At 46.4% G+C, this 25,929-nt stretch carries 19 protein-coding genes and 1 other RNA gene; 6 read left to right on the top strand and 14 right to left on the bottom strand.

Going from position 1 to position 25,929, the window contains the following annotated elements; translation table 11 throughout:
- Positions 1-110 precede the first annotated feature (110 nt).
- Both M988_RS15190 and M988_RS15185 read right to left on the bottom strand, forming a co-directional pair.
- Positions 111-935, bottom strand: a complete 825-nt coding sequence (locus M988_RS15190; RefSeq protein ID WP_064574828.1) for a DUF932 domain-containing protein — start codon at positions 933-935, stop codon at positions 111-113.
- A 93-nt stretch (positions 936-1,028) separates the two neighbouring features.
- Positions 1,029-1,892 carry a GTPase family protein gene (locus M988_RS15185; protein WP_064574824.1) on the bottom strand — a complete coding sequence of 288 codons (864 nt, stop codon included), beginning with the start codon at positions 1,890-1,892 and terminating at the stop codon, positions 1,029-1,031.
- 383 nt (positions 1,893-2,275) lie between these two features.
- Here M988_RS15185 and M988_RS15180 point away from each other — a divergent pair, with 383 nt between their 5' ends.
- The 3 genes from M988_RS15180 to M988_RS15170 all read left to right on the top strand — a co-directional run bounded on the left by M988_RS15180 (position 2,276) and on the right by M988_RS15170 (position 8,649).
- Entirely contained in the window at positions 2,276-5,917 is a 3,642-nt protein-coding gene (locus M988_RS15180; protein ID WP_064574822.1) for a hypothetical protein, read from the top strand.
- A gap of 265 nt (positions 5,918-6,182) precedes the next feature.
- Positions 6,183-6,374, top strand: coding sequence for a hypothetical protein (locus tag M988_RS15175; RefSeq protein WP_064574820.1), 192 nt, complete (start codon positions 6,183-6,185; stop codon positions 6,372-6,374).
- Positions 6,364-8,649: an nSTAND3 domain-containing NTPase gene (locus M988_RS15170; protein ID WP_064574818.1), complete on the top strand. Its 2,286-nt coding sequence runs from the start codon at positions 6,364-6,366 to the stop codon at positions 8,647-8,649. The genes M988_RS15175 and M988_RS15170 overlap by 11 nt, the downstream gene beginning before the upstream one ends.
- Before the next feature lie 765 nt (positions 8,650-9,414).
- Here the strand turns inward: M988_RS15170 and M988_RS22885 are convergent.
- From M988_RS22885 to M988_RS22465, 7 genes are all read right to left on the bottom strand, one after another.
- Positions 9,415-9,573: a hypothetical protein gene (locus tag M988_RS22885; protein ID WP_156518184.1), complete on the bottom strand. Its 159-nt coding sequence runs from the start codon at positions 9,571-9,573 to the stop codon at positions 9,415-9,417.
- A 22-nt stretch (positions 9,574-9,595) separates the two neighbouring features.
- The gene (locus M988_RS23155) at positions 9,596-10,183 is read right to left on the bottom strand and encodes a DUF6338 family protein (RefSeq protein WP_064574816.1); all 588 of its coding nucleotides are present in this window, start codon (positions 10,181-10,183) and stop codon (positions 9,596-9,598) included.
- A gap of 209 nt (positions 10,184-10,392) precedes the next feature.
- On the bottom strand, positions 10,393-12,990 hold the full coding sequence (locus M988_RS15160; RefSeq protein ID WP_064574814.1) for an AAA family ATPase: 2,598 nt from the start codon (positions 12,988-12,990) through the stop codon (positions 10,393-10,395).
- 152 nt (positions 12,991-13,142) lie between these two features.
- Positions 13,143-16,973 (bottom strand): anti-phage defense-associated sirtuin Dsr1, encoded by a 3,831-nt coding sequence (gene dsr1, locus M988_RS15155; protein ID WP_064574812.1) that lies wholly within the window; start codon positions 16,971-16,973, stop codon positions 13,143-13,145.
- Positions 16,974-17,291: 318 nt separating this feature from the next.
- Positions 17,292-17,984: an inovirus Gp2 family protein gene (locus M988_RS15150; protein ID WP_064574810.1), complete on the bottom strand. Its 693-nt coding sequence runs from the start codon at positions 17,982-17,984 to the stop codon at positions 17,292-17,294.
- Positions 17,985-18,242: 258 nt separating this feature from the next.
- On the bottom strand, positions 18,243-19,757 hold the full coding sequence (locus M988_RS15145) for a YfjI family protein (RefSeq protein WP_064574808.1): 1,515 nt from the start codon (positions 19,755-19,757) through the stop codon (positions 18,243-18,245).
- 26 nt (positions 19,758-19,783) lie between these two features.
- A complete protein-coding gene (locus M988_RS22465; protein WP_013365117.1) occupies positions 19,784-19,996 on the bottom strand; it encodes an AlpA family transcriptional regulator in 213 nt (70 codons plus the stop codon).
- Positions 19,997-20,121: 125 nt separating this feature from the next.
- Between M988_RS22465 and M988_RS15140 the strand changes: the two genes are divergently transcribed.
- The gene (locus tag M988_RS15140; protein ID WP_064574807.1) at positions 20,122-21,003 is read left to right on the top strand and encodes a hypothetical protein; all 882 of its coding nucleotides are present in this window, start codon (positions 20,122-20,124) and stop codon (positions 21,001-21,003) included.
- 63 nt (positions 21,004-21,066) lie between these two features.
- Here M988_RS15140 and M988_RS15135 read toward each other — a convergent pair whose 3' ends face one another.
- The 3 genes from M988_RS15135 to smpB form a co-directional block, all read right to left on the bottom strand.
- Positions 21,067-22,308: an integrase gene (locus tag M988_RS15135; protein ID WP_064574805.1), complete on the bottom strand. Its 1,242-nt coding sequence runs from the start codon at positions 22,306-22,308 to the stop codon at positions 21,067-21,069.
- 204 nt (positions 22,309-22,512) lie between these two features.
- Positions 22,513-22,876, bottom strand: a transfer-messenger RNA (tmRNA) gene (ssrA, locus tag M988_RS15130).
- Between the two features lie 49 nt (positions 22,877-22,925).
- Positions 22,926-23,408 carry an SsrA-binding protein SmpB gene (gene smpB, locus M988_RS15125; RefSeq protein WP_035503279.1) on the bottom strand — a complete coding sequence of 161 codons (483 nt, stop codon included), beginning with the start codon at positions 23,406-23,408 and terminating at the stop codon, positions 22,926-22,928.
- Between the two features lie 157 nt (positions 23,409-23,565).
- On the opposite strand from smpB, the gene M988_RS15120 reads away from it, so the two are divergent.
- Both M988_RS15120 and M988_RS15115 read left to right on the top strand, forming a co-directional pair.
- Positions 23,566-24,000, top strand: coding sequence for a type II toxin-antitoxin system RatA family toxin (locus tag M988_RS15120; RefSeq protein ID WP_004847214.1), 435 nt, complete (start codon positions 23,566-23,568; stop codon positions 23,998-24,000).
- Positions 23,993-24,277, top strand: coding sequence for an RnfH family protein (locus tag M988_RS15115; RefSeq protein WP_064574804.1), 285 nt, complete (start codon positions 23,993-23,995; stop codon positions 24,275-24,277). Before M988_RS15120 ends, M988_RS15115 begins: the two co-directional genes overlap by 8 nt.
- A gap of 76 nt (positions 24,278-24,353) precedes the next feature.
- Here M988_RS15115 and bamE read toward each other — a convergent pair whose 3' ends face one another.
- Entirely contained in the window at positions 24,354-24,704 is a 351-nt protein-coding gene (gene bamE, locus M988_RS15110) for an outer membrane protein assembly factor BamE (RefSeq protein ID WP_020303893.1), read from the bottom strand.
- Positions 24,705-24,927: 223 nt separating this feature from the next.
- Complete coding sequence (locus tag M988_RS15105) at positions 24,928-25,902, bottom strand: phage integrase (protein WP_064574802.1); 975 nt, start codon at positions 25,900-25,902, stop codon at positions 24,928-24,930.
- Positions 25,903-25,929: the final 27 nt, after the last annotated feature.

Below are 25,929 nucleotides of genomic sequence, written 5' to 3'. Positions count from 1 at the left end.
TCCGGAAGCAGGCCCGACGCGGCACACCGTGAAGTGCGGTGAAAAAACGCTCAATGCAATGGAGGCAAAACGGACAGGGAGTGTCCTTTTCTAACATGCTGATAACAAGCTCAGGACTGAAACCCACCCAGCATCGCTTCAGCCATCACCCAGAGAGCCCGGTTGAGCTTCACATCTCCGTCGATACCACGCACGGCGCGGGTATGCGTTCGCCCGCCTTTTGCACTCCGACCACTGAGCCCGCCCTTAATCAGGTTTTCCTGAATACGCTGGTATGTGGTCCACAGATCATTGCTCTCATCCTGCCAGCGGCGTGGGGAGAGTATCTGAGGTGCTGTCACCGGCTGGTGGTCCTCACCGAAACGGTACGTCAGTGCAGCCTGTGCCAGAGCCTGTTGTGCAGGTGGCGGCAGTATCAGCGACTGCATGGCATCCCGCTTCTCTTCCACACGGTCAAAAATACCCAGCACTTCATACGCCCCCTCAATCACCTGACTCACGACATCTCCTTTGTGCGGTACCCGCACCTCGCCAAACGACTCACCGCAGACAAGCCCGTTCTGGCATACCGCACGGAATAGTCCCGGTAGCATCTGATACGAACTGGAGCCATCGTGAGAATTGAGCAGAATAATTTCCGGCACCTGCTTACCGGTAATCTGCCCCTCCCGACGCAGGCGCAGCATATGCTTCGTATGTTCACGACGACCCGGATCACGCACGCGGGTCTGACAGGCAAAGAACGGCTGAAAGCCCTCCCGCTGCAGACTGTCCAGCAGAGAGATGGTGGGTATATATGTGTATCGTTTACTGCGGGATTCGTGTTTGTCCTCGCTGAAAACGCTGGGCACCACAAGAAACAGTTCTTCGCGGGTTAATGGACGGTCACGACGGATAAGATTTACTGCGCCAAAGCGCGAAGCCAGACGGGTCATTAACAGACTCCTCATGATGGAAAATAAATACAAAAAGCCCCGCCGCAAGGTCGCGGCAGGGCTCAGGAAACTACGGGTTAGAAGGGTTAATTTTCAGAAGAAGAAATTCCAGACTGCACGGGCGACTGATATTACGATGTCGCGTACAGATTGGATAACTGTCCGAACCGGGGCCGGTATCAGGGGCATGGAGCTTACTGTGTCCAGTACCGAGCCGACCGTTTCACCAAAATCGTCACGTGCTTTTTTATTAACGGCATCGGTACGAAGCAGCGCACTGAGCTGAGATACCACCGGACTGCTGGCCTCGCGTGGCAGACAACGAATCATGCGTTCAGCCGTCATCCTAAGCCCCCATTGCAAACGAACCGATACCGCACAGACCGGATTTACCGGCTGAAAGAGTTCATGCAACTGGCAGATTTTACGGCTGATGTTTTGTTTCTGTTCCGTGGACAACTTATCACCGCCGCTGATTGGCTCGACCTTGTCGGACTGGCTGATAACAAACAGCACCTTGTGCCGGTATGCTTCACCAATCACCTGCCGGTAATAAAGCTCATCCACTGCCAGCGCCCGATCATCGGCCTTAATGAGCCATAACACCAGATCGAGCCGGGGGAGTTGTTCGCGGTAAAGTGCGGCGTACTCTGTATCCCGGCGCTCAGACTCCCCTACGCCGGGTAAATCCACCAGTGTCATAAAGCGCTTTCCCACCTGCAGGCGAAAGCGTAAGGGGTCACGTGTGCAGGCAGTCACATCGCTGACGGGTGAAATCTCACCGGAAAACAGGGCATTACATAAGCTGCTCTTGCCCGAACCAGTTTTACCCATGATGCCAATCACCGGCTCATAGTGAGTAAGCTGGTTTATCTGCTGCAGAATGCGCTCAGACATCCATTGTGGAAGGCCCGATAAAGAGTTCTGCAGAGGCTGCAGACCTTCAGAATTATTCATCACTATTCCTCTGAAAAATAAAGCTAAACGAGAGAGCAAAATGGTTCTCTCGTTAAGGTGTGTATTCAGTGAAATGATATATATGTAAAAATTTTTAAAAGATTGGTGTCTTCTTTGAACAAAGCAGCGGCAGAGACATGTTAATAATCTCTACAGAGAAGTATGGTCTTCGGACATGGGGCCATTCTAAAGGACCAACGCCACAGTAAAGTGCTTTGGTTCTAAGCCGTTATAATTTTTAGTGTAGAAAGTTAATCTAAGGGCTTTAGATCCTTATTCTAATTGCCTTTCTAATGTTGAATTGATTGTGTTCAAAGTGAGTTGACTGCATTCGAGTAACTTGTTGCATGAGAATATGAGCCTGGTTTTCAAGGAAAAATATTGTGGAAGGATTTGAAGAAGTACTCCCGATGAATGGTATGTTTACGCCGTTAGCTGTACGCCAGGAGCTTAAGCAGATGTTCATGCGCTGGCTGCCCAGCCCCTGCTACTCCCGCGCGGTTCCTAGGCCGGGAGAAAAAATGAATGGGGTGGAGTTGCTCAGCCTGTGCGAACATTTTCGTCTTGAGTATCCCGGCGAAGCGAAAAACTTGGCAAAAAGCTGGGATGAATCGGAAGAACGGAAGGCTGATAGCGGTCCGGTTTTCGACGAACTCGTCAGTCAGGGTTGGGTTTTCTTTGATGGTGGTCGCTGGATCATGCAGGGAGCCCCAATGGGAACGCTTTCTCTCATCAGCTACCCAAGTCCGAGTACAAAAATTTTTCTTGAGAATCTCAGCAAGCCCCGGCTTATTGCAAAAACTGAGAATCAGCCTGTGGAGGTTCTTGCGCTCGCAGAAAAAATTCATGCTGAGTTTTGTCTCGAACAGCATATTCCGGTTGAAAGCCCTGAATGGTTTCTTGGCCGGTTATGGGAACGGCTTTGCCCTACCGGCGCTGTTCAACCAGAAAATGTAATGGCTTTACTGCCGGAATCTGTGTCGGAAGAAATCAGGGGCGATACATTATCATCATTAAAAGAGACTAATGACGACGCTGTGGACTTCGCTTTCCTCGAGTGGACTGCATGGTGTCATGCCATTGAAGGTTATGGGACGTGGGACAGCCAGTGGTCACCCTCACAGCAGCGCTTTTGTCATGAAGCGGCGCACCGTGCTTTGTCTCGTCAGACGCTGTGGGGCAAGTGGGAATGTGATCTTGCTCGTTATGTAGACGTACTGCAAAAGACGTATGTGATCCCAGCAGAAAAGTTGCGCTTCGCAGGCCGAGTGCCACAGATGCCACCCATTACCAGTGTGGCGAGGGCTGACTGGCTTGCAAGTCGTGAAGGTGAGTCCGTAATGATGGAGCGACTCATGGCGCAACGGCACGGTCCCACTACGGTCAACTTCGCGTTTAGTCTTTTGTGTTCTGAACTTGAAAAGACCGATATCGGGACTGACATCCTGGCTGCAGCTGAAGCAATTCTGTCTTTCGCGGTGAATCATCCAATGGCGATGTTGCAACTCCATTTCCGTGTCAATGCCGATCCCGGGCTGCTGGTGGATATGCTTTTATACCCACCTACGGCCTGCCTGGCTGCCAGATGGACTGTCGAGTGGCAGTCAAGGACGGGCAGCAACAATGTACTTAACAGAGGACGTGAAGCTCAGACCAAAACGTTTGCGGTGCAGGATTCTCTGTCAGTCATTGCTTATCATTTAAATGCGAATTCGATAAGCCTTGAGGAGTGCGCGTCATTGATTACCTGGTGTTATACCGGTAATACGGGTATGGGGCGGGTAATTGCTGATCCCAGACGGCACGTCGGTCGTCTGCTTCTGGGGATATTTTCCAGACATGATGAACACGTTCAGTCTGAGTTATTACGCTACTTGGCGGATCAGGTCGCCTATGAGGATAATATACCTCGGGCGTGTTTTTCCGGTGTACTTGATGGGATGAATAGTCTTCCACTAGCCACTGAGGATGCAATGGCACCTGTTATTGCACTCTACTCAGAGTTTGCACGCAAGCAGCATCTGGACTGGACAGATGCTACAGAGTTATCGGCAGATATGGCCGGGCATCTTGTTGCGTCTGCGTGTGCACAAGCTGAGTCTTATCGTAATGCATTTCTGATTCCATTTGATGCTATGGCACTCATTCTTGCTGCTCCAAGCGATGAGGCACTTTCGGTCCGCGCCTCTGTTGCCCGAACCATGAGGACCCACGTGCGTCTGCTCGCACGTGCCGTATCGGGATGGCCTTACGAAAAGATACCTTCGGTCCTCAGCGACGTTCTCAAAACACTGATTTCTCGCGGTGTTATCGAGCATGATCAAAAAGGGAGAATCGGTGCCCTGACGGACAGATATAGCCCCACAACCTATCTGGGTCGGGAAACTGGATCCCCAGCGCAGGATCTTGCCTCTGCGTGGCGTAAACTAGACAAAAACAGTCAGGATGAGTTATTGCAGGCATTCGCGCTATCCGACGATCCCGTTCTTCTCGCCGAGCTATGTCAGTTCCTGCCCGCAACTGCAAGGCTGGGTATTAGAGCAAGATTACAGCAACTCAAGCCAGATGAAGCATCTGTGTTCTGGTCGTGGCCCGAGCTACACCACCGTATAGAAACCTTGGTGATTGCCGGAGAATATCAGCTCGCCCGGGAACATCTGGAGGATGTTAGGGAGAACTTAAGCAGCGCGCCACAACAGTACTGGCTTGCCCTCTTTGCTTTGGAATTACAACTTTTTTTGAAAGAGGAGAAATGGGATGCGCTGGATAGTGCTACAGTTCCCACGACGCTTGATCCGGCGACAACGCGGCAAGCCAATGATCAACTGGACTTTTACAAAGCTACGTCCCAGCTTTTTCGGCCTGGTGGCGATCTTGTTAGCTCCCGGGCTGAGTTGCAGCGACTTTCCTCAAAACCAGGGGCAAGCACAACATACAGGGATAACTATTTTGCTGTGGCTATTCAACAGATTATTGGACCCACTCTTCATTCGCTGAGCGGGGCGGATAAGGTAGCCGGAGAGCGCCTGCTTGGAGAAATTAACAGCGTTATTACTTCAAATAAAGAGCTTGCAAGTAATACATTGCTTGCTAATCGTGCACATCTCTTATTCGCCTTACAAAGACCGGCGGCGGCCCTGGAAAGCGTAGTTAAACGTCGCAGTGAAGTGCGAAGCTCCGAGTTAGAAATGGTTGTCGTACTTGCAAAATACGAGATGGGGTATCAGGAGGAGGCGATAGCAATTCTTGATTCAGCCATTAAAGAATTTGAAAACGACAGACGTCTTGTTGTTCTTAAGGAGGACCTACAAGCAGGTAACATTGCTTCCAGGGGCGCTTCTGCATCGGTTGCTGTTGACTCTGTTTCATCCATCCGTGCCGCACTACAGCAGCTTGCTCAGCTCCCTATGTCCTTGGTCGGAGACATTCTTGGCCCACCAGGGATGGGTTTCCGTGGGTATCTTATACGAGAAGTATCCAGAGCGGTTGCTTCACTTCAGCGTATGGCAGGAATGCTGCGCGATAGGAAAAATCCAGCGGATGAAGCAAGGATTGAAAATGATCTTAATAGTGCAGTACGCGAGATTTTGAGCGCATCTCTCGCATTAGCTAAGTGGGATGTTGCTGACCAATCTCTCGGTGGAACAACGGTAAACGGAACCCCCGGCGAAAGAGATGCAGTCATCCGTGTGTCTGGGCAGGAAATATCTGTCTATGAGGCGCTCGTTTGTAAAGGGCTAGATCGGACAAACATCAAAAGCCATTTTGACAAGCTGTTGGCATACGGGACTTGCGACATCTATTTCCACGTTATTTACTCGTACGCAAAGGATGTAAAACCCCTCCTTGAATATGTCAGGAGCATGCTCCAGCATGATATTTTACCAACGCTCTCATACCGTAGTTGCGAGGAATTGACTCCCCCTGATTTTGAGACAAGTGGATATTTAGCGACCTACAGCATCGACCACCGGGAGGTTGCTGTAGTATTCCTGATTGCTGACCTTAAAATCCGTACCGTCTGATGAGTGAGGAAGCACCTTTAATGGTACATGCTTAAGTAAGGTTGGGCGGTTTTCGTACAAAGCTGCCTGCTATTTCATCCCGCTGTTTACATAGCTAATTTTCCGTTACTGGATGACACAAAGCTAGTAAATGCAAGGCAGTATCAGGACGAAAAATTATCGCATAAAGCTGGAATATTTATGCTCGTCCCGTGCAAGACTCTATTATTAACATCATGGAAGAAGGCCTGAAGCTCTTCAACCTGTGCAAGGAGGTTTATAACCGATGGAAAAAACAGAGCTCATAGACCCCTTATTGGGGTCTGGTACTGCCGACATTAGTTCAAGACTTGCATTGCCAATGTTGTTTTTTTGGCAATCGAAAGAATGGCCGTCAGCATTTCATCAGGAGAGTGTATTTTTATCAGTGCTAGCAGATACACCAATATTGCAAACGGTGTCACCGTATGAGTTTTAACTTCAGAAATCTCTCATCGGCGGACTTTGAAGATCTCGTTCTTGACCTCATCGGAAAAGAAGAGGGGTTTCGCTTCGAGGCATTCTGCGCGGGACCTGATGGTGGCGTTGACGGTCGGCATTCGCATACCAGCGGGAACGTTATCCTACAGGCAAAGCATTATGAAGGTTCGCAGGTCAGTAAACTGATCGCCACCATGAGGCATGAGCGTAAATCGATCAATATGCTGGCTCCCACACGCTATATTCTAGCGACCTCTTGTAAGCTTACTCCGGCCAGCAAGGGCAAGCTCGCCCCGATTATCGGTCCGAGCCTGAAGTCCGAGGCGGACATTTTGGGTCCAGAGGACATCAACGGTCTTCTCCGTAAGTACCCAGAGATTCTCAAATCACACATTAAATTGTGGCTCTCGGGCGCGGGAGTTTTGGAGCGGATCATACGCGCGGCAGCCCATACTTTTGCGGCATTCACACAGGAAGAGATCGAAAAGAAAGTCCGAGTTTTCGCATCAAACCCCAGCTTCGGCGAGTCATTCGTAACGCTAGAGAAGTACGGGCTTCTTATCATCTCTGGGCCACCTGGCGTAGGTAAAACGACACTGGCCGAAATGCTTTGTTACACCTACCTGAACGAGCAATGGGAGCTAGTCCCCATCCGCAGTCTGGAGGACGGCTTTGCTGCCATTAGCGATAATAAAAAGCAGGTCTTTCTCTTCGATGACTTCTTGGGAAAGGTCGCCCTTGACAGGCTAGCTTTGGCGCATAAGGATTCTGATTTGATGCGGTTCATGAATCGAGTGCGCCGCTCGCCGAATGCTCGTTTTATCCTGACAACAAGGGGTTACATATTTGAGGAAGCCCGGAGAGTCTCCGAATATCTTAGCGATCAGCGTCTCGATGTGACGAAGTACGTACTCGATGTTGGCATCTATACCCGACGGATCAAAGCGCGGATCCTCTATAATCATCTGCTAGTGTCAAAGACACCGCTATTGCACATCCAGGCACTTTTGGATAGCAATACGCTCGCAGAAATTGTTGATCATAAGAACTATAATCCACGCATCATCGAGGCCATGACCGATACACTACACATCAATAATATCGAAATAGCCAACTATCCCACAGCCTTTATCGAGGCCTTGAATAATCCTAGCCAAATTTGGGACACGGCCTTCCGTACGCATATTGATCATCGGTGTAGGCATCTCTTGATAGCAATGTTTTTCCTCACCGAATACGGAGTTTCTCTCGCCACTCTTCGTTCATCTTTCGATACTCTGCATACAGCGTTATGCAAGGCATACGGTCTGGCTCACGGGCCAAAGGATTTCGAAGAAACCCTTCACATTCTGGAAGGTAGCTTCGTTAAAATTGTCAATATTAGCGGTCCATTAGTCTCTTTTATCAATCCTTCGCTCAAAGACTACCTCTCAATCTACCTTCGAGACGCGGAGCTCCTTATTCTCCTTGTTTCCACGGCAGCCTCAATTGATTGGCTGTTAAACCTGTGGAACTTTGTACATCAGTTCGAGCTCAGTGAGGCCGCTCAAACTAAGATAGCCATAGCCTGCGTTGGCATGCTGGAGATGATCGAAACGCGTCCGCACTGGCGTCCGAAAGCTGGTGATTTTCGCTCACTCGAATACAACGACGCAGCAAACTCCAAGAGGCTCCAAATGCTAATGGATTTTTGGCAGCTCACGAACGAACGACGGTTTGCCGACAGCATTATAGCGATTGCTCGCAATCCACAGCAGGGCTTCAGTGCATGGTCGGATGGAGAGACACTGATCAAATTCTTTTCCCGACGAGGTGGAAAGGGCTATCGGCGTCAGTTTATTTACGAAGCTGAATTATTAGAGCTCCTCGAAAAGGGACTCACAGATGCAATACACTGGAGTTCAAGTGATATTCTCTCCACGCTTGTTGATGCGGTGGATGCGGTTAATGGGCTGCCCGCCAGCATTACTCGAGCATTGCAGATGGCTGTGCTCGAAGAGTTCGAGGAGAATACCAGCCGCATTTGCGAGGATGATAGCGAGTCTTCTCTGTCGGATCGGATCGATGCCCTGAAAAAGTTCGCTCCGCGTTTCGGTGTTTCGGATGCTGTGTTGAATAGTGCGATCTCAGCTATCGAGGAGCGCATATGCGAAATTGAAGACCAGAGCAATCGCGCCTCTTCTCCGAGCTTTCTGTCATCGAATAAGTATGAACAGGAGACTTTTAATGACCTTGCTCTTCGAGACCTTTTCACAACTCTTCTTGATCGCTAGGTTAACTTAGCATATCAGGCTCGTTGCCCTTTTTTCAGAATACGAGCCTTATCTCGGTATGATGCTCTTCCTACTAACGATGACACCATTAAAAGTCACAACATCAATATATTAAAGTCGGGACAGTTTACTCTGAGTAACGCTGGGAGGGGCAAGTCTGCGATTTGTAGAATCGCTTAAATGAAGGGCCACCAGACAATGCTGAAAATATAACGAAGTTGTTTGGACAGAGGCTTTATTTTTCGATGACCACGTTGGCGTGATTTGTATTCTATTTATTAAAATACATGAATGCTTGCAATATCTGCTGTAGGGAAGCCTGGGCGGGATTTTTGCTTTCAGTGATTCTGATTTTAATCAAGGGATTTTCGTAAAAAAACGAAAAGAGAGTTATGAAAAAAGACTTAATGAATTAAATGGATTAAAAAAATTATGATAAATTAACTGTCGAGCTAAATACTAATGCGCAGAATGCTTCACTAATAATACAGAGGCAGGTCGCAGAAGATAAATTATAAGCTCTGATGTCCGAGTTTTCTTCGATGGGTATCAGTTTGAATCAGGATCCTGAATGTAAAGATAAAGAAAGTAAGAAATAATATAACATAGCAAAAGCAAAGCTTAGTGAGGCAAGAAGTTTTGTTCTTATGAATGAACTGTATGATGATTATCAGGAATTTTTCAATGCTAATTCATCTATGATAATATCGAATTGTGGCTAGAAAATAGAAAAAGCCCCCTCTAAATTCGGAGGCATTAGGTAATTTAAGGTTTCTTTGGGGGAGGATTTTCAGTCGTGTCTGATGATGGCGGCTGATACCCCCCATTAACATTCCTTTCATCATCGTTGTCACGGCGTTGCGGCTGATAACCATAGTTGCGGTCATCATTTCTTTCTCTATTATCTTTAAATTTTTCAGTCATTATTTTAATCTCCTTCTAGATATTACATCTTAAAAAACTCTAGTGTTTTAATTTCACTTGAGAGGATAATTATCCCTAGCGTGTCATTTCTGGGTCTTTCAAACCCACCATCGCTATTTAGCACCCAATGCTCACTTAGATATATTTGTTCGGGTTCAGGGCAACTTGAAGCAAATGCATTGTTTTTATAAGCTCCAGCAACTTGAGAGCCATCTTTCATCGTGACTATGACCCAGCAAGATTGCTTTAAACTGAAAAAATAATCCCAGGGACGCCCAGTGGGGTGAGGTAGTTTATCTGAAATGAATCTACATTTTCTTAATTTATTTAGCGCGATGGGGTTTATTATAGGAAAAATAATGAGCAATAAGAAAAGATAAATGTAAAAAAATAGGCTGCTTAACGATAAGGTTTCGGTAGTGATCATGTAATACAGCGGAATGCCCCACGCTGCATAATTTATACAGCTATAAGCGACTGCATCAATAACTAATTTTGAGGATTCTCTCTTTATCGATGGTTGTAAAATTTCGTATATCTTCAGGCTAATAAAACCTGGGATAACAAATAATATAAAAATCATTAACTTACTGTAATCTAACAATTCCATATTCTTACCTGATATTTTTAATCCATGAAGATATTACCACAAATATCTTTTCAAGCATTTCAGTTCATTACAAAGTTCAGTATGGGCCAGGAATGTCTACCGGGGCACCCAAGAAGCCAGTTTTAGGTACAAAACTGGCAGTGGCAGCGTTATCCAGTCGCTAAGAGCGAGAAGTGCACCTTCATCGGGAACCGCTAGCTAGTTTCATCTTAACCAATTCGAGCTTTAAACTCATTCATCCAAGCAATGAGCGTCAACACATCTCTTTCGAACTCATCAAGCTCAACCGGAACTAACGGCAATTCATCTGCTTGCGAGTGCTCGTAAACAGAATACTTAGTCATCAGCATGTCAATAAGGTCACAGTCTTCTGCTATTACCTTGGCAATACCCCTCAGTTTACCTTTAGTCATAACGTCACGTCTGAAACGAACGACTACGTCATTCAAAAGGACGAATTCTACTGTTCGTTCCAGGATTATCCGAAAATCACTACAGGCACTCTTCATTGTAAGGTCATAAGCATCGGCATCAGCCGCAGCTTGATATTTTTTGAGTTTCGGAATGACTTGATCCCTGACCGCATTAAGGGCCTTGTCAGGCTTGGCATCTCGTAAACTATGTTGCGCTATGATCCCTGAAATTTTATCCAAACGTCTAAGTGACTGCACTGTGTGGATTATTTTCTCATTATCTGGATTCTCACTATGCTTCTTGATCACAGCCTCAATGATAGAAACCAATGATAGTCGGTGAGTGAAGATTATGACTTGTCGGGTTTTCGCCAATTCGACAAGTCTGGCAACAACACGCTCTTCAAAGTCCTGATCTAAAGATGAAATCGGGTCATCAAAGATGAAAGGTGCCAATTGGTTCGAACCGGTAGTATCAGCCAAGAATGCTGCTAATGCGACTATGCGGGCTTCGCCTTCACTGAGTATGACATCAGGAGTGAAGCCAGCCCTAGCGCCGACAAGGGTGAGTCCAAACGTTATTACTCCTTTTCCTTGAGATTTGCTCTGTGGTACAACTGGCAAACGCCGCCCTCCAAGAGCCTCTAACTCCGCTACAAAACGCGTCTGATATCCAGCATCAAGCTCGGTTCTCCCAAGTTCGGTGCGCTTAGTCGTCAACGAATTGCTAGCTGTCAGCCTCGTAGCTTTATCCAGCAAATCCACTGTAACTAAGCGCTCACGCTCAGCAAGAATTGCCGCCTTGTTTTGAAATAACCACTGGAGTGCCTTGAGTTGCTTAACTCGCTTCTCTAATTGCTGACGCTGCCCATCTTGTTGTAACTGTGTCAGGCTAATCTTCTCAGCAATTAAGTCAGCAGCACGTTTTTCTATCGCCTGATCGATAAGCGCCCAATCGAATGTTGAGATAGTGCCTACGGCATCGCACACCACAAACTGTAAGTGTCTTGCCATTAACGATTCATAAGACGCACGGGCGAAGTTTTCATCAAACTTCAAATAAAGCAGTCGCGCAATCCAATCCTCTATTGCAGGCATCTGGACTACATTCGCAATCAGTGCCGCACTAATGGCTTCTGCATTTTTTGCCGTGGTTTCAAGACCAGCCGTAATGAAAGCCTCGAAACTTTTGAGTCGAGCCGAGCCTTCCTCCGTAAGTTCCTGCTGGCAGAGCACACAATGCGCCACCCCAGTAGTAACGGGAAAATCGCGGCCATGGTAAGCATGAGCAATAGAATAGTTTCGCGCTTGATCCCACATTTGTTTCCAAGCAGTTTCACCAACGCCTTGTAGAGGAGCTGTTGCGAACACCTGTTGCGCGACTATATTGGCCGCCTTTCTCGCTGCAACAGCCAATTCTTTTGCTTTAAACAACTCCTCTGCTTTTCTGTCAGTAAGGCTCTCCTTCAACAGATTCATGGCTTGATTAATGCTTTCTAATGCAATAGTTTCCTTACCAATTACAACCAAGCGACCCTTGATGTCTTTCTCTGCTAATAAAGCTTCGCCTTTGATACGCTCATCTTCGAAATCATTTCCATATTGGCAAAATGCCTCAATTTTCTCAGCGCTAACTGAGGCTTTAAGAGAGCAGAACCAAGTATTTTCGGCAGTTTCCGCAAGGTCACTTGGGAAAACTGGAAGAGCACTGATGAGATTTTCCTTCTCCCGACCTAATTGTTCAGAAACCATTCCTGAGATCTGAATGAGCAAAGAGATGAAACGCATGCTACTCGGTTCGTAACTTGATTCTTTTCGGCCCATATATTGAGTCGCTGTCTTCGAATCAAATATTTGGACATACTTGAGCATAGCATGAGCCTCAGCCCCATCCTGCCAATTGATTTCTACGGATTTACCATCAACAGTGATTCGACATTGAGCGCTGCATTTATGTTCTTCGTTACTGAATACATTCGGGCGGATTTCATCCTTTGAACGTGATCCGCAGAGTTGTTTAAGTAGGCGAGAAAAACTACTTTTTCCTGAACCATTCTGCCCATAGATTACAGCTAAACTGCCAGCCCCAAATGGTAAGGATGCCCCTGGTTTGATGGCATTGACACCAAAGACTTGGCTTACCTCTTCAACTCGTACAACTCGCTGTACCAATCCAGCTGAGAATGCGCCAGGTACTACCTTCATGAACCCTGGGTCATTCTGTTTGGCGGCTTCCAGTTTGCAGAGTCGAACCAGCTCAGCGAGTTCAACCTCACTCGGCAAACGTTTATTGTCGATGAGCTGTTTGGCAGCTGTCTGAAGCCAACTGTTACGTTCATTCAACCACTTTTCAAAATCATTGGCCCCGATTAATTCATGTGCTAGTTCAGACATCCTTGCTTCCCTTACTCTTTAACGTACAAATCGAAAAGAAAGTAATGTTATCTTTTTTTGTCGTTCTGGAATGAGTGGTCTGTCAAATGCCACCGCATTAGGTACAGTCTGCATAGAACTTTTCCGATTTCAAAGTGTTGCCTTCACCAGTACTAAGCGCTGCGCTTTCTTAAGTTATTTATTAGCTGCTGATATTTTACGTCGTGTGCAAGCTGTGGCGAGGTTTGCACAATCTCATCTAAGCATTGGCCTAACTCCTCTGGCATCCACTTTTCATCAGTGATTATGATACTTAAAAGCAGCAATGCCTCCGCAGGGTATTGATTGCACAAACCTGACTCGTGCAATTTGTGTACGACATAGTGCGGATGTTCAATGGGTTTCAACCAGTCCAGAACTTGTGTCAACGCTGCCGGGAATTCACCCCGAGCAGCAATAGCTAAACGGGTCAATGATTCGGAGATTAGTGGAGTAGCCAGGTCGCGAGATTTAGGCCAGATCTTTAGCCAGAATGGCTGCACACGATTCCGCCAGAAGTCTTCGCATTGTTCAGCAGCACCTTCAAGCTCCTGAGATAGTGCTAGTGCAGACTCTTCCAAGCCTTCTGGTGGAAGTACTCCAATCGCATTTCTAAACTCTTCTACTGTATAACCCTCTGTCGGGTCCAATGCTGCATAGGTGAGGAAAGCTGCAAATTGCTGTCTGTGTTCACCAAGGTTTATGTAGTTGTTTGCACTATCCAGGAACTGTGACTTAAAAGCAGTCATCAGCGGCGGATAAATACGCGGGGACCATAGAAATCCTTCCCATACGGCTTTTGCTTCTACCGGATTGCTCCAGTCAAACAATGGTAAAAGATGCTTTTCGGTCCAAGAGCGATCTACACGGAAAAAAGCAATCAACCGTGAGCCAAGCAGTACGCGGCCATGGCGGAATCGTTCAACCTCTTCATCACACAAAGAGGTGAATATAGGCTTGAGGTGAGGAGGAAGCATATCATTATCGTTAGGGTTTAGTTCGAACCACTGGTTGATCAATACTTGAGTGACATGTCCAATGGGGTGGTTAATCGCAGTGCCAACGACATCATAAGTTTCGACGCCATTATGGATGATTTGGGCACCTGTACCTACTTCGATTGGGAGTGCCAGAACTCGATGGCAAAGTTTCAGCAGCATGTTCTCATTACTATTGACCGACTTTGATACTGCTTCCATCCACCAAGTTAAGCTTTGTGCAATCTCATGAAGCAGGTTATCAGGCATAGTTATCACCAACCGCGAGGCATATCGCCAAGAGCGCAATACAGCCTCTTCTTCGGCCCAAGTCTGCAAAGCCTCACGCCATCGGTCCGCTGGCCAAACGTTATTTTGTGCCAGATCGCACAATGCGTACAAACTATGAAAGAAGCGTGTGCGGCAAACTTCACGCCAGGTATCTTCGTAATAAGATTGTCTTTCTGGCGTTGGCTTTGTTAGCCATTGCACTAGGTCTTGTCGCCTACGAGGAGCAATATCCACCTCTCGACTGTCCTCATAATCCGGGTCACCAGTACCACTCATCCAGTGTGAGAATTCGTCACGCTCGTTAGCTGCCAATTGCCATTGTGGGTGTATATTGGATATTTCTACTAATCGCGTAGCAGCAGATTCTCCAAGAATTAGACCTGATGACTTTAGTTTAGCCAGATGTAGCCACACAGACCGAGCCACCAGACCTTGCCACCGATCTTCCTCAAGTTCATCACGGTACATTTCGCGCGGTGGCCCTGCCAAAATCGCTTCTTCAAGGCGTTCTTGTGCCGACCCGGTCAAATGATGTCCCTGCAAAACGAGTAGCCTGAATACCTCCCGTCCTGTATCTATAGACCAAAGCCACCATGCTTCATCGACCAATAGCCAATCAACCCATTCCTTAGGCGGAATGGCACTATCCTGGCTGGCGGCAAAAAAGGCTAGCCGTTTGAAAGTAGGATAAGGCAGAGCGAACCAGTTCTGCGCTATTCGTATCGCACGGAGACTATCATTCTCGTGAATAGCCAGCCATGCATCACGAAGCAACTCGATCAAAATTATCCAGTCACGGAACCCGCGGTTCTGCCAATGTGGTGTGATTGATGGAAGATCCCAGTGTGATCGGTCACTCTGATCATTATCCTCACCAAGTACATACAATAGATCCAACGTATCACGTAATAGCTGCTGTAAATCTTCTTGCAGTAACGGCAGGAAAGGTTTGAAACCCTCGCCGACCAAGTCTTTTAATGCTGAACGCACGTGATCAGCTGACAATGCAAGTTCCCAGTCCACCAATTGTTTAATACGCGTTGGTTCGTCTGTATTGTTCGTATCTTCGGTCCAGTGAAAGGGTTTCTTCAATATCACCTTGGGGGCGAGCAATACCCTAAACTCCAAGCGCAATAAGGTTGTCAAACCTTCCCGCTTAAGGCGGCCCTTCCAACGATAGAGATCATGAGAAGGCCATGGTGATTTCACCCGACCACTTAGCATTAGGTGCCACAAGATGCGCATAAGGGGACCTGGAATCGCTTTAGGCGCATGCGAGCGTATTTCATTCAATTCAGAAATTTTACCTTCAGACTCCAATGAAGCTAAGCGATCCAGTTCATGAGTAATTATCCATGACCAACTGTCGTGTGGTTGTCCACCGCGTTCCGCAATCCAGATGATTAGTCTAGGGTCATCCAGATGGCGCACGAGCCAGCGGGCCAATTGGAGCATAACATCATCCCATTCGCTGTTCGTAGCGCCACCAGAGGCAATTAGCATCTGTGGAGCACGGTGATAGGGCGCGGGTCGTCGAATTAAGCTGAAGCGTAACTTAGTGTCCACTTCATCTTTGGGCTGTACGCCAAAACGCGTTAAATCTCCATGCCCAAATTGATCTTGCGCAAAAGCATTTAATAACCAGTCCAGAGCAGGAACAGGATTGAATCCGGCGAACAGTTTCGCCGGTAAACCTGATTTATCCGATAAAGCCCAGAGCATCCGCCCGACGAAATTGTCTTGTTGCGTGCTTTCATGTGGTAGAGCCCGGGCGTGTTTCACGACGATAGCTTCTTTGCCCTGCACTCCGTCGCGGTATGTGTCTGACCAGGCAATAAGGGTCTGGTGCAAAGCTGAATGGTCATAGCTACCAGCAGGTACACTGTAAAGAATGGGGGTGACTCCCTTGGCTTCCCATTCTATAGTCTTTTGGTGCTCTTGCCCTGGCTCACAATCGCCCAGAGCCCAAGCCAGTGGTGATACTTCTCCCTGCATTCGGTCGGCTGCTAGTGCATCCATCATGTAACGTAGAACAGGATCGTTAATACTGTAGCCCACGAAGCAAACTACGTAGTTACGGAATAGTTCGCTAACGAAACGGGCAGCCCAACGCTCTGTTAGGTAAGCCAATCCGAAATCACCGCTGGTGATTACTAGACGATTCAGGGCGGTTTCATCCATTTTTTCGGGTAGCAGGCCGTGCAAAAAGACGAGCCCGTTCCATCGGCTATTCTTAGGAATAGGCAACATTGGCGCCGAGTACGATTGGAAAGTTTGATTTGTTCGTTTGCCTGCAACGTGAAAAATGCGGTCGAAGTTAGTTGTAACCAACCGCAGTGAGCCTTGGCGATCGCGGGCCAATCGTAATAATGCTGCCTGTGTATCGGTGGCCCCCTTACGACGTAGCTTTGGTTTCAGCGCCTCAGTAAGTGCACGGCGAACGGCTAAGCGCTGCCCTGGTAGGCGGCGTTCAAGAAGGTCCAGAGTAGCGTCGTATTGTCCGCGCTTGAAGACATCTTGCTCACTGGCTGAAGGTTCAGTCCCATTCAGCCGATAAATTTGCTCCACCAATCCCTTGAACCCGGGTAGACATGCGGGATAAGAAATACCTGCACCGCAAAAAAACACCACTCGCCCCTCCTCATGCGCCTCTAGGAGTGACTCGGGGATGTCGGGGCCGTTAGCTATAAATTGCATTCCTTTTATTCCCTTTATAATTTTCTTTGGCATTTTAGCCAATGCGGACTCTAGGGGGACTTGATGCTCGTTAGGAACTTAACGGTCACGCATCAATCTGAACGTCGGTGTAGAACCTGATTCACTGATAGCCCAGTTGGAGGTTTGAAGCTGTACTAGGAAGAGCGAATTTCATAGAACAGGTCCGCTGGTTCATCGTTAGTGCCCTGCTACAACCTGCTACATGTAGCAGGTTGTAGCAGGGGTTCGATGTGCGATTCAAAGATTCCTTAAAGGAGTCTGCCTACAATGTGACCTTGATCGGATTGTGTCTTACACTCAACGTGTTATCAGGCAAAGGCATTGGCTTGTGCCAAAGTTACGGTTGCTGCTGTGGGTATCCTTGGTTCTGGTTTTCGCCAGATACGCCAGTCGAATCAGGAAATCCCAGTAGACTGGGGTACGATCCAGTGCATCAAGTCTGCTAAATCTGTAAACAGCATTAGGTGGGAATTCAGCTAATGTTGCGTACTCTTCGTGAGCAAGCCCTATAGCACTGCACCAAGCTTTCTGTATTCGGGTTGCCATATTTTTAGCATTGAGTTCTTGGTAATTGCCCAGGTACCCATACACATCTGCATTAAACAACAACATCAGGTGGTAATGGGGATGCTCGCTTGTATCACGTTCCCTACACCACCCATAAGATGGCAACGTCGGATTACCTAGTCTCCTGGACCGGTTATGATCTGCCCGTAGCTGGCTTTTCAGTGACTCGAAGAAGCGAGTGATTGCCTGCGTATCATCGCGCTGGAAGCATATTGGTAGATCAGGCTCTCCCGGTACATGAGACAGAGCGAACCTCGTGTCAGTACGAATAGCCAGTATCCGGTTATGCTGCTCCAGCGTGTCGTAGACCATTTCAAGCAGTGAATTGAGAATATTGAGGTCAATGGGTGAACTATACTTTCTGGAGGCTATTTCTACCAAGTCATCAATTTCATCGTTGGTAAGCGAATATTGTGATTCCATAATAATCCTTCATTCTGTAAATATTAATCATCAGATGGGTAGCTCTCACACTACCCATCTGATGTTGGATATAATCCCCGTAGGGGTTGTCACTCTTGATGATTGTTTGTGCAGGAGTAGACCTTTGATAAAGGTATATTACATATACCGATTAAAACTCATGAGCTGTCCTCCTCAATAATTTAAGCTGAATCCTTAGTGTTACTCGGCTTAAGAACAAAATAAATATTAATCAGGAAGAGCCTGCTTACTCTGAAGTTATTCAGGTAAACGTAGTTTACTCATCGCAACTGTTCCTGAATCTAACAACGGGATATTAGTCTTTTCAGCTAGTTCACTAGGTTCCATTTTGGAACCAATAAATTTGACATAATTAACCCCACCTCGTTCAAATAGTTGTACTATTCCTTCAGATTCAAGTTTTTCTAAAGCAGAATTCAGACTTTCTGAACGCCTGACTGAATATGGACCTTTTTTAATGATATCATTCCTCTTGAAATCGTAAGAACCATTACTAACAAGATGCTCCTCCATGAACCATACCAATTTTTCTGCAGTTGTAGGTTTTCGGGTAGTATCGACCTTAGTGATAAGGTGATTAATAATCCATTGTGTTATTTTAGTAGCTGACATTAACGTTTCCTTGGTAATTATTGGTGAGTCGGGTGTAATAAACATTTGCATTACTGCTGCGATTCTCGTAGCTTGTTCCATAATTCTTGAGGCGAAATCATCATAGTGATGCAACTCCTCTCCTTTTTGCATTAGTTCCCTGATTCGTTTACTTTGTGTATCCCATGACGCTTTCGCCTCTTCAGATAAAGTAATACAGATACGTTCTTCATTTTTTTCTCTACGCTCTATCCCGTCTTGCAAATGCTTAACGAGAATAGAGAAAAAACCATCAAGTCCTGGTTCATCAGACCATGAACACGCATCAGGGATGTTGCATAGTTCAGGAAGTTGCTCCAGATCAATCAATAATAAACGCGCTAAGAATCCTGATTTTCTTAATTTTTTCCCCTGCTTACTTATAAAGTCGTTAAACAATTCAGGCTGTAACAACAGCAATACGGTCAGCCGGACATCATCAATATCGTAGCTGTCACGAGATGCTCTGCTGTCAGAGATTCTCCCTTCTCCCCAAAGAGAGTTAAAAACTGATATATTGCGAAAAAGATTGCTGTCAATCACTCCACCGGCTTCATCAGAGCCGAGCATCAATGATGGAGAACCCAGCGCTAATGCCTTTCTAAGCCCCTCACTTGTCGAATCATTTTTAGTAAGATACTTTCTTTCTGGGACAGATGGTTTTCTTCTTTGGCACTCCTCCAACGCCTCAAGTGCCTCAGTTACATCAACCTTCTGACGAACAGCTTTGCCAAATTGTTTTTTAAGCTCTTTTAGCTCGGTTTCCCAGGATACTAGTTTAAGCTTATGAATTTTCTCTTTTAACAGAAAATCATTTCGCAGCTCTTTTTCCAGTTGATAAATTTCCCCCATCAACAGCCTGAATACCGTTGATTTCCTGCTACCTGAGCGTGCCAATAGCATCAGATAAAGTGATGTAAAGGTTCTCCCATTTTTAAGCTGAATATCAAATTTGTCCTGGCAGGCAAGTGCCATTACCCCAAGTAACACTATTAAAATAAGTTCAGCGGCGGCTCCTGTTTTATAATGTATGTAGCTTATTAACCGTTGTGCAAAAGTGGGAAGCGTCTGGAACTTTAGTCCAAGTTCTTTATTTTGCGTTGATCTGTTTTTTTTAGACATACATCCTATCTAACTCCTCTTTATAATTAATTAATAAGACTACGATGTAACAACCATTCATCAATTTCTGATTCAAGCCATCCAACTGATTGTGTTCCAAGCTTTCTTTTCTTCGGAAAAGTTGGATCATATCGTGGCGACCTCGGGTTCAACCAGTCATAAATTGTGGCTCGCGAGATACCTGTTTTATGGATAACAGCAGGTAAGCGGAGTATCCTGACTGCTGATGAAGTGTTCATACTAGTTTGCCTCTTGTTAGCTCAGTTTGGTTCCAGCAAAGAATAGCTGCAAGGATTCTTCGAAAAAATACGGCTAGCAAAGGTTTATTTTTAACAGGTTTAACTTGTTGATATTGTGGGGATAAATGTTTTCTATTAAAATTTTTAGTGAAGAAATTAGTCGAAAACGCAGTGCTCTCTCCAGTGAGATGAAAAACTGTGAATGGAGAAAGTACGCCCAATTTCTGGATGAAAAACATACAGGCATGCAGGCTGAGTTGACTATGATGAAAGAGCGGGTCTGGAACTCCAAGAAGTTTGGTCCCGGAATATTATTGTATTCATCATCTTATTTGAAGGAGCATAGCTACAGTGACTCTCATAAGGACTTTCCATCAAATGAGAAAAGCATCGAGTTAGCTAAGCTTATTGAATGTTATTGGAGTACATTGGAGGCTGAACTTCTGAGAGATAATGTTGCTGTCATTATTCCTGAATATATCTCTATGGATGAGCTTTTCAAATTTCATCTTAGGTATGCACAGAAGTGCTATAAATGGGGTGAATTAGTTATATCAGACAATGAGGATGTTGCATTTGAAGCATTTAAAAAAGCATCTGAGTTATTTGATAAAAGCATGGGGATGGTTTGGTGTAAGATCTCTGTAGATAAACAAACTAAACTTTTATCTACCAGGAATAGATCAGGAAGAAAAGGTGGGATAAAAAAATCTGAAATGTATCGTCCTATTCAGGAAAAACTGGTGGAACTTATAATTGATTTGGCTCCTGAGGAAGGATGGAGAAGTAAAGCTGCGGCGGTGAATGTTCTCATTGAACCTTTGTGGCTATTTATAGAGGAGTCAAAATTGAATGTTAATAAGCAGGATAAAAAATATCGAATGCCAACTACCAGTCAGGAAGCCTTAGCCGATACTATTTTAAAATCGTGGTCTACAAATATTGAAAGTGTGAGGCAGGCTTTCGAGGACACTGTAAGCAGAAAAAAAAGAACTAGTCAGTTGTAATGATCTTTTATGTGAATTTGGGGAATAAGAATAAGCGCTCCTTATGAAGCGCTTATTCGGGTATTAGCCGACAAGCCTTATACCTCGAATGCCATCTCCAATCATATTTCCGTGATCAGCAGCCATAACGAAGTCAGCCCACCATTGCATCATTGGACGACGCTGCTCCAGGTAATCGCTGCGGTTATAAGCGCGACGAACTTCATTCTTGTCTACATGGGCAAGTGCTGCCTCAATGACATCAGGCGGAAAGCCTTGTTCATTAAGGGCTGTACTGGCGATAGATCGCAGGCCGTGTGAAACGAGAACCCCGCCAAAACCTGCGCGTTTTAGCGATGCGTTTACGGTCTGACTGTTCATCGGCTGGTTTGGCTTGATGCGGCTGGGAAAGATAAATTCTCGATTTCCACTTAACGGCTTCATCATTTCCAGTATCGCAATTGCTTCATCTGACAATGGAACAGTGTGGTCGCGGTTCATTTTCATGCGTGATGAAGGAATCTTCCATTCTCGTGCCACCATGTCTATCTCTTCCCAACGAGCCTCAGCCGCTTCAGCAGGGCGGGTGATGGTAAGAAGCTGCCACATGAACAGACACCTTGTTGAAAGGCTAATGCTGGCCGTTCGCATCGTCTGCATTAACTGAGGCAGCTGATCCGGACGAATACTGGGCATGTTTTTCTTCTGCGGCTTCTCGAATGCCTTGCCAATATTGACACTGGGAACAGCATCAATCAGCCCCGTATTTTGGGCATAGATCATGACCTCATTGATGCGTTGGCAAAGGCGACGAACAGTTTCCAGTGCACCTCTGGCTTGTACTGGTTGCACGGCCTGAACCAGCGTATGAGCTTTGATATCTGTAACGCTGACGTCACCAATCGCTGGAAAGACATCTCTTTCAAGAGAGCGCCATATATCCTCAGCATAGTCCTCGGTAACACTGGCTTTCTTCACATTCCACCAACGTTCCGCCACGAGCTGGAAAGTATTAGTTTTGGCTTCAAGCGAACTACGCAGTTGTTCTTGCTGATGTTCCTGGGGATCGATTTGTTTCGCAAGGAGAGAACGGGATTCTGCCCGATAGCTTCGAGCATCGGCAAGCGTAACTGACGGGTAGGGGCCAATGCTCTTTTTCGCTCGCTTCTTGGTGACGGGGCGAATGTAGCGAAATTGCCAGATTTTACTCCCGCTGGATTTGATCAGTAGCTCAAGGCCATCGCCATCATAGAGCACATAATCCGCTTCCTTTGGTTTGGCAGATTCGATTTCCTTAACGGAGAGAGGTTTGGTTTGTCTTGCCATTGCCGGGTTTCCATAGTTTTAGGCACCTCAAAAACAATAAAGCTTTATGAGGTGCCTAACAAGGTGCCTAAAAGGTTCGGATTTAATTAGTTCCCTTCGGACTTCGCGAGACAAATTCAAGGCACAAAAAAGCCCGCAGGGCTTGCGCCGTGCGGGCTCTTAGGACTTCATCGGATGACTCTGGTAATCACCGATGGAGAATTTTGGTGGAGCTGGGGGGATTTGAACCCCCGTCCGAAATTACTACGCCGTCGGCACTACATGCTTAGTCTAGTCTTTACATTCGCCTACCAGCTGCGGACAGACACGCTACTAATAAACTAGCTTGATTAGATTTAATGCTTCAACCCCAAGCTAGGTATCCACACGATCTCTTTTGGGTTTGACTTCTCTTGATCCCCGTCTTAAGAGCTGAAGCTAGGGAGAGAAGGCTCTAAGCAGGGTATTAAGCTGCTAGTGCGTAGTTTTCGTCGTTTGCGACTATTTTTTTGCGGCTTTTTACGAGGCCAACCGCCCCTCGGCATGCTCCTTGGGCTTCGCAAATCCCGTCGAATCCAGAATCAGCCCCAAGTACTATTCAGCAGTATATCAGAAATTATATCCGTAAAGCCAGTAGCTTAGCGGTTTGAGTTCTTCATGATACGTGCTTTGTCTAATTTCCACTCACGATCTTTAATGTCGTCGCGTTTGTCGTGCTCTTTCTTACCTTTCGCTAAGCCGATTTTGACTTTCGACCAAGCGTTTTTCCAGTAAAGAGATAGCGCAACAACGGTAAAACCGTCACGACTGACTTTGCCGATCAGCGTTTCTAATTCGCGTTTCTTCAGCAGCAGTTTGCGTGTGCGCGTTGGATCGCACACGACGTGCGTTGACGCCACGTTTAGTGGCTGAATAGTGGCACCAAAGAGGTAGGCTTCGCCATCGCGGAAAGTCACGTAGCTGTCGGTGATGTTCGCTTTACCTGCGCGCATCGACTTCACTTCCCAACCTTGCAGCGCCAACCCCGCCTCGATTTCTTCTTCGATGAAGTATTCGTGGCGAGCGCGTTTGTTCATAGCAATCGTTGCTGAACCGGGTTTATGTGCTTTTTTCTTTGTCATAGTGCTGCCATTATACTGAACCACTCGAGGGATGAACATCCTTTCACCCTGAGCCGTCGTGGTTTTTTAATACGTTAGCTCAGTGTGCTTAAGGCATTTCTCTCTGTCCACAGATAAATGGTATTATTTGTGCGTTTTATGTTACTCAGGAATTGATATGCCACAGATTAGCCGTTCTGCTTTGGTGCCATTTAGTGCTACGCAAATGTATCAGTTGGTCAACGATGTTTCCGCATACCCTGCGTTTTTGCCGGGGTGTGTAGGGAGCCGTGTTTTAGAATCAGGGCCAAATTCGATGACTGCCGCAGTTGATGTTTCCAAGGCTGGGATCAGTAAGACCTTTACGACCCGCAATACCCTTGCAGATAGCTCCAGTATCAAGATGCAACTCGTCGATGGTCCATTTCGTAAGCTGTTAGGCGGTTGGCATTTTATCCCGTTGAGTGATGATGCCTGCAAAGTTGAATTGCATCTCGATTTTGAGTTTACCAACAAATTGGTTGAGCTGGCTTTCGGCAAGGTGTTTAAAGAGCTGGCGGGGAATATGGTTCAGGCTTTCACTTCGCGTGCGAAAGAGGTCTACAGTGCCTGATATCAGTGTTGAAGTGGTTTACGCGTTGCCTGAACGCCAATATTTACGCCGTATAAAGCTACCGGAAGGCGCTAACGTTGAACAGGCTATTCAGCAGTCGGGGTTGTTAGCGTTACGAACTGAAATCGATCTAGCGAAAAACAAAGTGGGTATCTACAGCCGTACGGTCAAGCTGTCGGACAAGGTTCACGAGGGAGATAGAGTAGAAATTTACCGCCCGTTGTTAGCCGATCCGAAAGAACTGCGTCGGTTGCGTGCCGAACGAGCAAAAAAATAAGGCGCTGTTTGCGCCTTATTCTCTCAGATATTGATACATCCAGCCCTATCACACCATTTTGCCTAGCTTACGGCACTTATTCTTCGCTGTTATCAGGAAGCTTTTTGGTGTTTTCAATATTGGTCAAAACACCGCTACCATCGAAGGTCAGAGTCAGTGTTTCTTGAGTCACGGCTTCATGACCCGGCTGTTGACGGAACACGTAGAACCATGTGCTGGTTCCAAACGGATCTTGCAGCATTGGCGTACCTAGCGTGTAGGCGACTTGTTGCTGCGTCATCCCTCTGTGAATTTTGGCTACGTCAGCAGCAGTCAGGTAGTTTCCCTGATTGATGTCAGGACGGTATACCACTTTTTCAAAGGTTGAACAGCCTGCGGTCAGCGTAACCATAACCACAGCAGCGGCAGTCAGCATTTTACAACGCATAGTAATCTCATTCCTTTTGGACATAGGTTGCCGATGATAATCGACCTTGCAACAGTTGGAAACCTCAACAGACCTCAATATGACCTCTGGAATCAAAAAAAGTTGAGCGCTTTTTTTAAGATACGTGAAATCAATCACTTATAAAATCATCAATAACTTACATTCTATGTGAAAACAATCGAACACAACACAAAACAAACCAATGAGGGCAAAATGTGGACACTCACAAATCAACTAGTGGATTGAACTTAACAGCATCTATTAGGTGTTCAGGCGCAAAGTGGGCATAGACCATTGTTTGTGTAATCGTCCTGTGACCTAGGATTTTTTGTAGTGTCAGGATATTGCCGCCGTTCATCATAAAGTGGCTAGCAAAGGTGTGCCTAAATACATGTGTTGCTTGGCCGTCAGGAAGGTCTGGGGCGACACGTTTTATAAGCTCTCGTACTTCCATGTAACTTACACTTGGAAATAAAATCTCTTGTTCGTCGAGTGCGATTTCATCATATAGCTCTGGTGTTATTGGTACCGTACGAGCATAGCCGTTCTTGGTTTTTGAGAATGTCACGCGGTTGTTAGACAAGTGGGAACGGCGCAAGGTTGCCGCTTCCATCCATCGCGCACCGGTTGCTAGGCAAATTTTCGCCACTTTTAGGTTGTCGCCGCTGAGTTCGTTTAGCAGAAGAACAATTTGATTTTTGCGGAGATACCCCATTTCCTTTTCCTCAAGCTTCAACGTTCTGAAACTGCTAAGAGGATGTGGGGCAGGGTAATGACCAAGCTCAATTAGAACGGTGAACACGCCACTAATATTATCGCGCTCATGGTTTACTGTAGCCTTGCTTTTCCCAAGGGCTAGCCTTTGGGAGCGATACTCAGACAGGAACGCGGGTGTAATTTTATCGGCAGGTGGATTTCCTAGCCTTTTGCAAATTCCTTTTAACGCTGTGTACGTAACCTTGCCACTTCGCATTGTTTGGCCTTTGTGAACCCACCACAATTCGACCAAGTCAGAAAATGTACGCGTATCTTTGGGTTTTTCGAGCCAATCCTTACTATTTTGGGTGGCGATCACCCAGCGCTCATATTGCAGCGCTTCTGCCTTGGTCTGAAATTTTCGGCGAACACGTTTACCCATTCGACCTTGTGGCCGAACATCTACCATGTATTGACCGCTATCCAGTTTATTAATCGTCATCCCATAAATTCCGCTCGTAACAAATTC

Origin of the sequence: Hafnia paralvei ATCC 29927, from assembly GCF_001655005.1 — a bacterium.
In the GTDB taxonomy this organism is placed as follows: Bacteria; Pseudomonadota; Gammaproteobacteria; order Enterobacterales; family Enterobacteriaceae; genus Hafnia; species Hafnia paralvei.
Note: the sequence above shows the minus strand (reverse complement) of the source record. Positions and strands in the feature narration are given on the sequence as shown.

Coding starts and splice junctions, on each gene's coding strand:
- M988_RS22465 (WP_013365117.1), bottom strand. CDS start 19,996: ATGAACACTTCATCAGCAGTCAGGATACTCCGCTTACCTGCTGTTATC.
- M988_RS15135 (WP_064574805.1), bottom strand. CDS start 22,308: ATGGCAAGACAAACCAAACCTCTCTCCGTTAAGGAAATCGAATCTGCC.
- M988_RS23155 (WP_064574816.1), bottom strand. CDS start 10,183: ATGGAATTGTTAGATTACAGTAAGTTAATGATTTTTATATTATTTGTT.
- bamE (WP_020303893.1), bottom strand. CDS start 24,704: ATGCGTTGTAAAATGCTGACTGCCGCTGCTGTGGTTATGGTTACGCTG.
- M988_RS15140 (WP_064574807.1), top strand. CDS start 20,122: ATGTTTTCTATTAAAATTTTTAGTGAAGAAATTAGTCGAAAACGCAGT.
- M988_RS15160 (WP_064574814.1), bottom strand. CDS start 12,990: ATGTCTGAACTAGCACATGAATTAATCGGGGCCAATGATTTTGAAAAG.
- M988_RS15175 (WP_064574820.1), top strand. CDS start 6,183: ATGGAAAAAACAGAGCTCATAGACCCCTTATTGGGGTCTGGTACTGCC.
- M988_RS15145 (WP_064574808.1), bottom strand. CDS start 19,757: ATGTCTAAAAAAAACAGATCAACGCAAAATAAAGAACTTGGACTAAAG.
- M988_RS15170 (WP_064574818.1), top strand. CDS start 6,364: ATGAGTTTTAACTTCAGAAATCTCTCATCGGCGGACTTTGAAGATCTC.
- M988_RS15105 (WP_064574802.1), bottom strand. CDS start 25,902: ATGACGATTAATAAACTGGATAGCGGTCAATACATGGTAGATGTTCGG.
- dsr1 (WP_064574812.1), bottom strand. CDS start 16,973: ATGCAATTTATAGCTAACGGCCCCGACATCCCCGAGTCACTCCTAGAG.
- M988_RS22885 (WP_156518184.1), bottom strand. CDS start 9,573: ATGACTGAAAAATTTAAAGATAATAGAGAAAGAAATGATGACCGCAAC.
- M988_RS15190 (WP_064574828.1), bottom strand. CDS start 935: ATGACCCGTCTGGCTTCGCGCTTTGGCGCAGTAAATCTTATCCGTCGT.
- M988_RS15185 (WP_064574824.1), bottom strand. CDS start 1,892: ATGAATAATTCTGAAGGTCTGCAGCCTCTGCAGAACTCTTTATCGGGC.
- M988_RS15120 (WP_004847214.1), top strand. CDS start 23,566: ATGCCACAGATTAGCCGTTCTGCTTTGGTGCCATTTAGTGCTACGCAA.
- smpB (WP_035503279.1), bottom strand. CDS start 23,408: ATGACAAAGAAAAAAGCACATAAACCCGGTTCAGCAACGATTGCTATG.
- M988_RS15150 (WP_064574810.1), bottom strand. CDS start 17,984: ATGGAATCACAATATTCGCTTACCAACGATGAAATTGATGACTTGGTA.